The 11,967-nt window shown below is 38.3% G+C and carries 13 protein-coding genes; 10 read left to right on the plus strand and 3 right to left on the minus strand.

The window, feature by feature from the left end; all coding sequences use genetic code 11:
- Positions 1–273: 273 nt before the first annotated feature.
- Complete coding sequence (locus BLT_RS24220) at positions 274–420, plus strand: hypothetical protein (RefSeq protein WP_017727085.1); 147 nt, start codon at positions 274–276, stop codon at positions 418–420.
- Positions 421–469: 49 nt separating this feature from the next.
- On the opposite strand, the gene BLT_RS0107090 is transcribed toward BLT_RS24220, so the two are convergent.
- On the minus strand, positions 470–1,849 hold the full coding sequence (locus tag BLT_RS0107090) for a YheC/YheD family protein (protein ID WP_017727086.1): 1,380 nt from the start codon (positions 1,847–1,849) through the stop codon (positions 470–472).
- A 236-nt stretch (positions 1,850–2,085) separates the two neighbouring features.
- Between BLT_RS0107090 and BLT_RS0107095 the strand changes: the two genes are divergently transcribed.
- Together BLT_RS0107095 and BLT_RS23015 are read left to right on the plus strand one after the other, a co-directional pair.
- Positions 2,086–3,048, plus strand: a complete 963-nt coding sequence (locus BLT_RS0107095) for an arsenic resistance protein (protein WP_026105023.1) — start codon at positions 2,086–2,088, stop codon at positions 3,046–3,048.
- Between the two features lie 105 nt (positions 3,049–3,153).
- Positions 3,154–3,264 (plus strand): YjcZ family sporulation protein, encoded by a 111-nt coding sequence (locus BLT_RS23015; protein ID WP_017727088.1) that lies wholly within the window; start codon positions 3,154–3,156, stop codon positions 3,262–3,264.
- Between the two features lie 305 nt (positions 3,265–3,569).
- On the opposite strand, the gene BLT_RS0107105 is transcribed toward BLT_RS23015, so the two are convergent.
- On the minus strand, positions 3,570–3,935 hold the full coding sequence (locus tag BLT_RS0107105) for a hypothetical protein (RefSeq protein ID WP_017727089.1): 366 nt from the start codon (positions 3,933–3,935) through the stop codon (positions 3,570–3,572).
- Entirely contained in the window at positions 3,928–4,380 is a 453-nt protein-coding gene (locus BLT_RS0107110) for a hypothetical protein (protein WP_017727090.1), read from the minus strand. The genes BLT_RS0107105 and BLT_RS0107110 overlap by 8 nt, the downstream gene beginning before the upstream one ends.
- Positions 4,381–4,563: 183 nt before the next feature.
- Between BLT_RS0107110 and BLT_RS0107115 the strand changes: the two genes are divergently transcribed.
- The 7 genes from BLT_RS0107115 to aceB all read left to right on the plus strand — a co-directional run bounded on the left by BLT_RS0107115 (position 4,564) and on the right by aceB (position 11,959).
- On the plus strand, positions 4,564–4,932 hold the full coding sequence (locus BLT_RS0107115) for a DUF6173 family protein (RefSeq protein ID WP_017727091.1): 369 nt from the start codon (positions 4,564–4,566) through the stop codon (positions 4,930–4,932).
- A 209-nt stretch (positions 4,933–5,141) separates the two neighbouring features.
- Positions 5,142–5,474, plus strand: a complete 333-nt coding sequence (locus BLT_RS0107120; protein ID WP_017727092.1) for a YtxH domain-containing protein — start codon at positions 5,142–5,144, stop codon at positions 5,472–5,474.
- A gap of 165 nt (positions 5,475–5,639) precedes the next feature.
- Positions 5,640–6,776 (plus strand): mechanosensitive ion channel family protein, encoded by a 1,137-nt coding sequence (locus BLT_RS0107125; protein ID WP_017727093.1) that lies wholly within the window; start codon positions 5,640–5,642, stop codon positions 6,774–6,776.
- Positions 6,777–6,986: 210 nt separating this feature from the next.
- Positions 6,987–8,021 (plus strand): HD-GYP domain-containing protein, encoded by a 1,035-nt coding sequence (locus BLT_RS0107130; protein ID WP_017727094.1) that lies wholly within the window; start codon positions 6,987–6,989, stop codon positions 8,019–8,021.
- A 117-nt stretch (positions 8,022–8,138) separates the two neighbouring features.
- Positions 8,139–9,344, plus strand: coding sequence for an MFS transporter (locus BLT_RS0107135; protein ID WP_017727095.1), 1,206 nt, complete (start codon positions 8,139–8,141; stop codon positions 9,342–9,344).
- Positions 9,345–9,522: 178 nt separating this feature from the next.
- On the plus strand, positions 9,523–10,044 hold the full coding sequence (locus tag BLT_RS0107140; protein ID WP_017727096.1) for a DUF4309 domain-containing protein: 522 nt from the start codon (positions 9,523–9,525) through the stop codon (positions 10,042–10,044).
- 328 nt (positions 10,045–10,372) lie between these two features.
- The gene (gene aceB, locus BLT_RS0107145; protein ID WP_051045225.1) at positions 10,373–11,959 is read left to right on the plus strand and encodes a malate synthase A; all 1,587 of its coding nucleotides are present in this window, start codon (positions 10,373–10,375) and stop codon (positions 11,957–11,959) included.
- Positions 11,960–11,967 lie beyond the last annotated feature (8 nt).

The raw sequence follows: 11,967 nt of genomic DNA on the forward strand, positions 1-11,967 counted from the left end.
TGCAGTGAAACCATCATTCTTAACATTTTAAAGCAAATTATCAAAAGTATCTAACTGATTTTACAGAGTTTACGAAACAAATTTTAAAATATTGAACCTGAGCCACGCATTATTCTTCCAAATTTATCGATTTGGTCGAGGAGTGGCTCTTTTTATTTTTCCTTTTTCTGATCTTCAATAGCACAAATGTGAGTAACCACCTGGTACAAGTTCCTAATTTATTCTTCATTAAATAGTTTATAGAGTAAGATAAATGAGTAGGAGGTTACCAAAATGAGTATGCAACGAATTCCAAAAGAACCACATGGACCGGATAAGAAAAAAGTTATCATCGATTTGTTTGAATCCATTGCCCTTGAGGAAATCGTTTTATCACATGGCATGAATGTGGAAGCGGAGAAAATTCAAGCTTTTGTGTGAGAAGATAAAGATTTTCATACATGTCCAACAAATCATGACATTACAAAATTTAACAATGGTGTTGTTCAATTATAAGCAATGCTTGTTTTATCGATGGGGAATTTGTTTGATGGTCAAGATGCAAGCTTCTTGCAAAGGCTGCGATTTTAGCAAGGTAAACCGCATATTCAAAAACGGATGCAACTCGAACTGGCTTTGTATCTACATTAATAAACCAAATTTTACCCTGCTTATCAATGGCGAGTGTCAGTTCTAATTCACCAAAATAGCCAAATTCATTTTCAAACGATTGAGCAAACATGAGTGCTTTTTCCTTTATTTCCTCTTCTGTTGGGAGCGAAATAATTTTATTTAATTCTTGATAAATGTCTTGATAATTTCTTATTGATCCACCAACCGTTGTAAAGGTGGTTAGCTCTTCTGCAAGATTTGCCAAAGTATAAATGACCTTCCATGAACCTATCTGGTCTTTAATCATAAGAATACGAAGGTCTAGGCTACTACCTTTATAAGTTAATAAATCAACGCCTTCTTGAATAATAAAATCCTCTTCGCCAATTAAACGATTGATTTGCTCAATGAGCTTGTCGAAGGTTCTTATGGGGAAATGTGTTATTTTATGATCATGGTATCGATCAAGGATAAAGCTATTTTCTCCTCTTTCTATCGACAGCAATCCTTGTTCATCGGATCCATCAAAGGATTTAAGATACACAATTCGGTATTGTGCCAGCATTTCCCATAATTGATCGGCACATACGAATGGAACCATTTCTGGAAGTGCCTCCGCTATTCCTTCATATTTATTTAAATGTTCATAGAGCTTCCAGTTTCCTATAGAATCTTTTTCATTAATAAATGAAGTATTTGGATTGTTGGCGAATTGTTGACGAATAAAAGAAACCGTGGGCATTTGTTCGAGCGTAAAATTTTTTCCGCAATCATATATGACATTCGGAAATGGGAACAATCGACATATCCACCTCTTTTGTTTCTCAACAAATGTATAGCCTTGAATCGTTTTAGTTGGCCAATGAATACCATCGATAGAGAAATAATAATTAAGACAATCAGTAAATGCATTCGCTTCAATCTCATTTTCAATTTGTCGAGGTGGCACCTGGTTGGCTATCTCTGAAAGGCACTTTTTGTTTACGAAAATCCCCACAACGGGTCCTAAATAAATAGTCTCATTGATTAACCACATGTTCACGTTGATTTTACTTGGAATCATAAGGCTTTTAAATAATGACGGCTTTAAAAATAAGCTATCACAAGTATGGTCTATTTTTCTTAATGTCATTTCATCTTGAAGATGTCCGGCTATGACAGTATATGTTCTCCCCTCCATAAGATCAAATTCATGGAAAAGGTTTGAGGAGATGCTGGATATATGTTTGTTTCTTGACTTCATAAGATGTATCTTCATATGATGACCCCTTTTACTACACTTTTCTCCTCTATAGTAATATGAAAAAAATGTAAAAACGGATATAAATTTTGAAAAAACAAGCAAGTATCTATAAGCAAGGGCTCAAGAGACGCAATCATTGTAAGTTTCATATTAAACGAGGGCGCTCAGTTCTTACTGTGCTTTTTACCATCCTCTTTTATAAATGGACATGATAAAATAGAAAAGTATATACATAAAGGTTGTGAAGAAAAGTGAATGTACTCGAGAAGTGGTATTCGTTGCTTATATTTGTATCCGTAGTGATTGGCATTGGATTAGGGAGATATGAAGTAGTTAAAATCAATGCAGAATTTTTCATTGTTCCATTTTTAGTCATCATGCTCTATCTAACATTTCTGCAAATTCCTTTGGGAAAGATCAAGCAAGCTTTTAAAAACGTTACCTTTACCTTAACGACCATCATGATGAATTTTGTTTGGACGCCGATCTTAGCATGGCTATTAGCCAGTGTTTTTTTGTCTGAGCATCCTGCACTTTGGATAGGGTTTATAATGTTGATGGTCACTCCTTGCACTGATTGGTATTTAGTTTTTACTGGAATTGCAAAAGGGAATACCGCATTATCAGCTTCCATCTTACCTGTCAATTTACTATTGCAAATTCTCTTATTACCTGTGTATCTACTACTATTTACTGGTACAACAGGTATCGTTGAAATGACGGTTCTAGTTGAAAGTGTCTTCATCGTTTTATTCATTCCACTAGTATTGTCAATTCTAACGAAAACCTTGTTTAAAAATAAAGAGCGAATCAAAGAAAAGGTTGCAGCAATCATGAGTGGTTTACCAATTGTTTTCTTGAACCTTGCGATTGTTGCGATGTTTGCAATGCATGGTCAGTTGCTGCTAGATAACATCGATTTAGTCTGGATAATTACCGTTCCGATTGCCTTGTTTTTTATCACAAACTTTATCATTGCTCAAAGGATAGGGAGCTTTTTGCGGTTTTCTTATGAAGATAGGGCAAGTTTTAGTTTGACAACGCTTGCGAGAAATTCACCCATTGCGTTAGCAATTGCCATGACAGCTTTTCCTGATGAGCCTCTTGTCGCCTTGACTTTAGTTGTTGGTCCATTACTAGAATTACCTATTTTAGTAGGAATCACACAACTCTTGTTATTTTTTCGAGGTAGAGAGGCGGCGTTTAGAGATTAAATCAGCAGTTGATTCAAGTGGTATATCCATACAATCCAAGCTTCTTTGCATATTTTAATGAAGTGGGGGTAGTCCCTACAAATTAAAAGGAAGGGAGTGAGATTCATGGATTTTGGACATGGGTTTGCATTGGTTGTTGTCCTGTTTATCTTGCTCATTATCGTTGGTACTAATTTTACAAACGGTGGAATTGGTGCAGGATACGGCGGATACTAGGTAGAAGGTAAGCCCACTCTTTGTCTAGAGTGGGTTTTTTTGCGGGACTTGGACATAACGAACGTGTATGATTGAAAATGCGAACAATGCACAACCTTAGCGAAGTAACTATTTCTCAGACGAACAGACGGCGGCTCACAGGAGCATGCTGCTGCATCGCTCGCTTCGCACAATTATACAGCATTCGCTCTCACTTACTTTGGCTTGGAGAATTTGCCAAAAGACCTTATCAGTATACCTCTAAAATAATTGAAAAGGCAATCCGCTGGCTGCAACAGCAACCTGGGGTCTGTGCAAGGGATGACTTAGCTCTTAGCTTTGATCGTTAGATATTTACGAACATCAAAGGATAGCAGCTCTTGCAAATCATCGACGAGTAGAACAAAGGCAGCTGCTTCATAAATCGAATTAGGATTTAAGCCTTGCTTCAAAAGATCCATGTGCAATTGCTGTATGTTAATCGAAACAACCTTAGGGGAGGTAACGGTCAGTGCTCCTTGTGAGACACTGACATAAGGTCGATCTAGCTCAAAATCTTCCTCAGAAAAACGTTCAAAGGGGCCTTCAATTTGGTAGTGAATAAGTGAGTCGCCACTTGCTAATCGGTTTTCTAGGATCACCCATTTAGGGTGCAGCACACCATTGAGCTCCTCATAAAAAACTTTAATCATCATTTATATCCCTTTCAGGGTCCTCTCCGAATGTCATGCCAACAATTTGGTCGCTGAATAAAAGCATTTGCTGCATGCGAATCGTTTTCTCACTTCCGTAAGGTGTAAGTTCGACATTTTTTAAAACAAGCATTTCATGATAGTTCTTCACATCTATTTTTTCCTGCCCAGGAATGCGTTCCTGTAGTTGAATCAGCTCTTTTCCACTCTGTGATAGAAAAGGAAAGATGGCCTCTTCTTCATCCTCCCAATCTACATAATCTAGGTTTTCAAATGTATTCACAATTTCTGCAGTAATGGAAGCAAAATTCGTTAGAAGATAAAATTTAGAACCTGAGCTTATATAATCGTTGTTTTTAAAAGCTTCGAATTTTTTCCAAAAGCCAATCGTTTGAGCAAACCGATAATCGATGACATTTTTTAATGAATGAGGCTTGTTATTCATGGCTTCACTTCCTTTCATTGTATAGTAAATACTTCGACATCGTTGCAGAAATTCCTATTTAATCAGATGCAAAATGAAAAAATCAACTAGTAAAGAAGAGTAGCTTTCTTTGTCATTTACATAGAAGGTAAAAGGGAATGTGAAGAACTTTGTCGAATTGAAGGATAAAAGGGAGGGATTGTTATGAAGCAATTACCTGATGCTATGCATTCACAATTTGAAGAATTTGAGCAAGTGGTAGTGTCTGACCCTCATTTGGCCAGTGACTTTTATGAGCGCCTAATTAAAATTTTTCGTCAATTTGACGAGAGCCTAGACCATGAGCATGAGGTGGGGTTAAGGCTTGTCTCATTTGGTCAAACGATGCAGTTTCATGTTGAAGCAGTAGGCTATTATAACCCGAGTTTAATTCGATTCTATGGACATACAGGTGATGGGACAAAGGTTGAACTAGTTCAGCATGTCTCACAGCTAAATTTTTTATTAATGGCTGTGAAACGTCTTCATCCAGAACAACGGAAAAAGTCTATCGGTTTTTCCATCGAATCATAGAGCAAGGATCATCTGTTTTAAGGATGCACGAAAGGAAAACGGTTTAAACTAAGCAAAATAGAAGGAGGCAAAAGCTTTTGACTTTTCCTCCTTCATTTTTGAAATTGATAAACGCAGCAATGATAAAAGAGGTTAACCATGGACGAGCATTGTATAATATCGCTTTGCACAAGCAACACTATAGCTAAGTTCAAAAGGAGTTGTTAGCAATGTTTCGACAAAACCATAAGCGTTCAAATGATCACTTTCTTGCGGGTGTGCTAATCGGTGGGATGATCGGTACAGCTAGTGCTTTGTTGTTTGCTCCTGAACGGGGTAAAGTTATGAAACAAAATGTGCAAAAGCAATGGAACGCAGCAAATAAAGGTGGAGAAATTGGAAACAAGTGGATGGGACATGTTAGGCATATTATCTCCAATCAAACCAAGAAGACCGCTGAACCGGCTACAAATGGGTCTATTCCATCTGCCGGAAGTAGTGGTACGAATGAACTTGGTAAAATTATTCATGAAGTATTAGAGAGTGAGCAGTCTCCGAAATAGGAAGGCTGCTCGTTTCGCTTTAATGGGTAATACAGGTGATATTTTATATAAAATGGTAAACGATTTGTTATGAATGAAGCTAGATTTTAGGCAGATAGATCGCTTTAACAGTGGGAGATCAATATGTTAGAATAAGCTTTATGAATAAAATGGCAGGTGTGAAAAATGAGTACTTATCAATGGGAACGATTCGTACAAGCGTTTCAGCATTTTAACTGGAACGATTATCTTGTACCGCTTGGAATTTTCGTCTTCTTTTTAGTGTTTCGAAAAATATTCACAACGTATATATTTAAACTGATTTTACGGTTATCAAGGCATACGAAAACCGAGCTATTAACAAATATATTGCTTGCGTTTGAGAAGCCCCTCCGCCTGTTTTGGGTAGTAATCGGAACTTATTTAGCCTTAATTGCGTTACCATTTCCGCTCATAGCGGTTAAATTTGTGGAGCATATTTACCGTTCATTAATCATTATCATTATTGGCTGGGGGCTTTTTAATTATACAGGAGCTAATTCTTCGATCTTTTTTAACGTTGCACGTAGAATTGATTTGGACGAAAATAGTATGCTCGTTCCGTTTCTTTCGAAGATTCTTCGCTTTATCGTGCTTGCGGTCGTTTTTGTTGTCCTCATCGATGAGTGGGGATATGAGATCAGTGGATTAATTGCTGGTCTCGGTTTAGGGGGGCTTGCCTTTGCTTTAGCTGCGCAGGATACGGTTGGAAACTTTTTTGGTGGGATTATTATTATTACAGAGAAGCCGTTTAAGCGGGGCGACTGGATTGAAACACCAAGTGTTGAGGGAACGGTGGAAGATATTACGTTTCGCAGCACCAAAATTCGGACCTTTTCGGATTCAATTGTTACTGTGCCAAACTCCACATTGGCTAACGAGCCCATTACGAACTGGAGTGAAATGGGGAAGCGACGTGTAACGTTCAATTTAGGAGTTTCCCATTCGACCACGCGTGAGGTTCTTGAAAAATCTGTTAAAAGCATTGAACACTTATTACGAAATCATGAAGAAGTTCATCAGGATTTGATCCTCGTTCGTTTTAGTGAATTCGGTGAGTTTGGCTATGAAATTTTTGTTTATTACTTTACAAAAACAACAGCATGGGCTGAATGGTTTCGGATTAAAGAAGAAATAAATTTTAGCATCATGGAAATTTTAGCAGGTGAAGGAATTTCTGTCGCATTTGCGAACGTGTTAATGGAAAATGACTCACAAGAAATTGAAATGGTTCACATGAATCATAGAAAAAAAGAAGAAGGAACATCGTCAGCCGAAAGCTGAAGGTGTTTTTTAAAAGGTAAGAAAGATTAACTCTTCAAAGCTGTCTAACTACAGGTACTTCTTTCTTATGCTCTTTCTTTTTTTGCTTTGGAAGTCAAATTCTTCATGCTTATTTCAGGAAAACCTTTAAAATCAGCCTTTCGCACATTTTCAAATGATAGGCATTCCTCTATAATAACATGTATGAGAATAAGCAGAGGATGAGTGCAGATGAAATATACGTATATTGATTCGGTACAACAAGGTGATAAGCTAGGAAAAGATATCTATGCAAGCGATGGACGAGTGCTTCTTCATCAAGGAGTTTCGTTAACCATTGCTCTCCTGTCTCGTCTACGTCATATGGGTGTTCAAGCGCTCTACATAAAAGATGACCGTATAGAAGATGTGGAATTAGAAGAGGTTGTTAGTGAATCAACGCGACGAAAAGCGATCGTAACGTTAAAAGACTCATTTCAATTAATTCAAAAAGGCAAGTCGCTTGATGTAAAAGCTGTGCAAGAGTCTGTTTCATCGATTATTGACGAAGTGCTGCTTAATCAGTCAACACTGCTTAATTTGACAGATATTCGTACAGAGGATAATGCGCTTTTTTTACATTCGGTAAATGTTGGGATTCTTTCGGCCATACTTGGTGTAAAAGTAGGACTTGACCGTGGAAAAATTCACGAGTTGGTGACGGGGGCCCTTCTTCATGACCTAGGAAAAGTTTTGCCTGATGAAGACGCAGAACCAGGTCAAAGTCATCATACTTGGAAGGGCTTTAATGCTCTTCGAAAGCAAAAAGAAATCAGTACCCTTTCTGCTCATATTGCCTTAACACATCATGAGTATATTGATGGTACGGGAGAACCACGTCAAATGGTAGATAAAGACATTCATCTCTTCTCGAAAATTGTCTCAGTCGCCAACACATATGATAAGTTGTTACATCCATCAAATGGTGAGATGGGTATGCATCCGTATGAAGCCTGCGAACACATTATGGGTTTATCTGACCGTCAATTTTCCCATCAAGTTGTCTGGCGCTTTTTACGTGCCGTAGCGTTTTACCCAACTGGAAGCCAAGTCAAGCTATCGACTGGGGAGACAGGAATTGTTGTGGGTCAGCATTCGGGATTACCGCAAAGACCCATCGTCCGTACATTTAAAATGATAGGCAGTCAAGCAGATGATTATGAAATTAGTCAAGTGGATTTAGCGAAAGAGATGACTGTCTTTATCGACAGCATTCTTACGAATTAGGGATGTGACGTCCGTCGGGTAGGTTGATGGACGTCCTTTGTTTTTAAGCGTGTTCGTTGTACTTTTGTGATTTAGAAAGGTTTTCATGATGTCATTTTGTAAAAGGTGGGTCTTTTGATGATCGAACGGAAAACAAAGACTTTTTGGAGAGCCACAGTTGCTTTAGGGATCGCATCTGTCTTTATCTTTGCCAATTTATATGTTCCTCAGCCGCTGCTTCCTCTACTAGCGACAGAGTTTTCGGTTTCCCCTGTCACGTCAAGCTTACTCATCTCAACGGCGATGCTTACGTTAGGGATTTTTTTCTTTCCGTATGGAGCACTTTCTGATGCTGTTGGGAGGAAGTCAGTCATTCTTGTTGCAATGGTTGCTGCGACGGTGTTAACCTTTGCTATCGGCTTTGCGACAAGCTTTGAAATGCTCCTTTTGCTTCGTGTTTTACAAGCGATTGCTCTGGCAGGTATACCTACGATTGCCATGGCTTATATTAGTGAGGAATATGCATGGAAGGCGCTTCCTTTAGCGATTGGTATTTATATTAGTGCGAACAGCCTAGGGGGTATGAGTGGCCGATTAGCCAGTGGCATTTTTGCTGATTACTGGGGATGGCGTTCATCGTTTTTACTTATGGCTGCTTTTAGTCTTCTTTGCATTCTTCTTGTTTACTTTTTGCTTCCTTCTTCTAAAAATTTTAAACCAAAAGCTTTTAAGGTCGGTGAGTCTTTGCAAAGCTACCGAAATCATCTGAAGAATCGCACCCTTCGTCTCGCCTTTATTGTTGGTGGCTTACATTTCTTTGTTTTTGTTGGAATTTATAATTACATCGGCTTCTTCTTAAGTGAAGAGCCATTTCAAGTTTCGACAACGGTTCTTGGTTTTATTTTTATTACCTATTTAGCTGGAATGATTAGCTCTACTGTTGCTGGACAGGTTTCGCAAACGGTCAAGCAATCGGTTTGTATCGGGATTGGTATTGGAATCATGGTAATTGGTATGATTTTTACACTTTTTCCCCATCTTGCTGCCATCACGATTGGTCTTCTCTTCATAAGTTTTGGCTTCTTTTTTGCTCATTCCTGTTCTAGTGCTTGGGTGTCCACCTATGCATTTGAGGCAAAAGCCAGTGCCTCAGGTCTTTATTTAACGTCCTATTATTTTGGTGGGAGTATTGGTAGTCTTTATCTTGGATTGTTTTGGGCAACGGGAGGATGGCATGGTGTGATTGGAGGAGCATTTGTTATTCTCGCGATTACTACATACGTAACATTTCAAATGTTTAAAATTGAAAAAGATAAACAAGAAAGTCATAAGAATATTTCCTGATGTTTACTTTATACATGGAAACTTGGTGAACCGACTGGAATACATATTGTAAGAACTTGGTGATTAAACTTTTTGTAAGAGGGTAGTAGTCTAGTAATCAAGGTTTATTCAGACTCATCTTTTTACGTATTTGTTTGATGTAAGTCGATAATCTTTCAAAAGAAGGAGAGTTCTTACAATGGTACATCATAAATTAAAATGGATTGGTCTTATCATTGGAATGATCCTGTTATCTGCTTGTGGACAAGGCACAATTGATGGAAAGTCTAATCAAGAGCAAACCGCCAATATTCTTGCTGAAGCAACATTTTTAAATCAATCTTGGATTGAAAAGGGGTATGATGGAAAACTAGCTCCTGTTGAGATAGCAGTTGGAGCATCTGAGCAAGCGGTTGCACAGCAATTAGGCACACCTAAAAGTACTGGATATTATGAAGGGGGACGCTTCCAAGAGTTCGCACAAGCAACCTTTTTTATTAATGAAGATTTAGAGAGGGTTGTAGCCATCGCTCTTGATATTTTTAGTCAAAGGTTAACGGCAGCTGAATTAACTGAGGCACTTGGTTCACCAGATGAGAGCTATTTTGATGAGATGGATGGTTTTTGGATCTATGCTTATCAGCTAGATGAATATGAATTGTTTTTTGAAGCTGATAAAGAAGGCGGAACTCTTCAATTTGTCTGGCTGAGAGAGAACTAAGTTAAAAAGAGAGAAAAGAACGCGCCAAAATAAAAGGTAGCGTTCTTTTTTTGTGAAAAGGAGACGGAGCTTTCAAGATGACAATAAAAAGTGTATTGCTCATAAAGCTTCTAATGTGTTAAAAAGTGAATGATTTTCTTACTAAACCACAACGATCATTCAAGGATTTCATCAGGTTTCTCGGATAAATGATCAAAAAAATGAAAAAAGTGGTTGTAATCTGAAAATTTCTGTTATATTATAATTTCATAAAATAAAATCTGTATTATTACAGATTAAAGAGTTATCAAATTTTCGAAAGGGGAGATGTGGAGTGAGTGAATCGTCAATGAAGCAAGCAAGCCTTGAAATAAGAGGACGAATAACAGAAGAATACGAGGATGTTTTAACATCTGAGGCGCTTTCGTTTTTAGAGACATTGCATCAAATGTTTGAACCGAGAAGGCAAGAACTCTTGAAGAGACGGGCACAGCGTCAAAAAGAAATCGACCAAGGGATGATGCCTGATTTTCTAGAAGAAACAAAACACATTCGTGAAGGGAATTGGACCATCGCACCACTTCCAAAAGATTTACAAGAAAGACGAGTAGAAATTACAGGTCCCGTCGATCGAAAAATGATTATTAATGCTCTTAACTCAGGGGCTTACCTATTTATGGCAGATTTTGAGGACGCAACGGCCCCCACCTGGACAAATGTTATTGACGGACAAATCAACCTTCGTGATGCGATTAGAAAAACAATTTCTTATGAACATCCACAAACAGGAAAAAAATATAAGCTTAACGAGAAAGTTGCCACACTTATTGTTCGCCCTCGTGGCTGGCATTTGGACGAAAAGCATGTGCTAGTAAATGGTGAGCCCATGTCAGCAAGCCTTTTTGATTTTGGTCTCTATTTCTTTCATAACGCGAAATATCTTCTTGAAAACGGTTCTGGACCATATTTTTACTTACCGAAATTGGAAAGTCATCTAGAAGCAAGGCTTTGGAATGATGTTTTTGTTTTCGCACAAGAAGAGCTTACGATCCCCCACGGATCGATAAAAGCAACGGTCTTGATTGAAACGATTTTAGCCGCGTTTGAAATGGACGAAATTTTGTATGAATTAAAAGACCATTCTGCTGGCCTCAATTGTGGTCGTTGGGATTACATCTTCAGCTTTTTGAAAAAATTTCGACATCATCCCGATGTTATATTACCGGATCGACAGCAAGTGACGATGACCTCACCTTTTATGAGGGCATACTCACTTCTTACGATAAAAACATGCCACCGCCGAAATGCACCGGCAATCGGGGGAATGGCGGCGCAAATTCCAGTGAAAAATAATCCAGCTGCAAATGAAGAAGCATTTGAGAAGGTTCGAAAAGATAAGGAAAGGGAAGCAAAGGATGGACATGATGGAACGTGGGTTGCTCATCCAGGAATGGTAGAGATAGCGAAACGAGCATTTGATGCAGAAATGAAGGGTCCTAATCAAATTGACAAGCAAAGGCCTGATGTAAATGTAGATGCTGCCGACTTACTAGAGATTCCAAATGGTTCGATTACAGAAAAAGGACTGAGAACGAATATACGTGTCGCCATTTTATACATGGAAGCATGGCTAAGGGGATATGGTGCTGTCCCAATCGACCATCTCATGGAGGATGCTGCTACAGCGGAAATCTCAAGAGCTCAAGTATGGCAATGGATTCGTCACCCTAAAGGTATAACAGCAGAGGGAGAAACGATTACAAAAGAGCTTGTTACTAAATATCAACAGGAAGAACTCAATAAGCTTAAAGAAGAACTTGGCCAAGAACGATTTGAAGAAGGACGTTTTTCAGAAGCGGTTTCATTGTTTGAACAATTGATTTCAAATGATGAGTTTGAAGAATTCTTAACTTTACCTGGGTATCAATTGCTTTAATAATCATA

It is taken from the genome of Halalkalibacterium ligniniphilum (assembly GCF_000334155.1).
Lineage (GTDB): Bacteria > Bacillota > Bacilli > Bacillales > Bacillaceae_D > Halalkalibacterium > Halalkalibacterium ligniniphilum.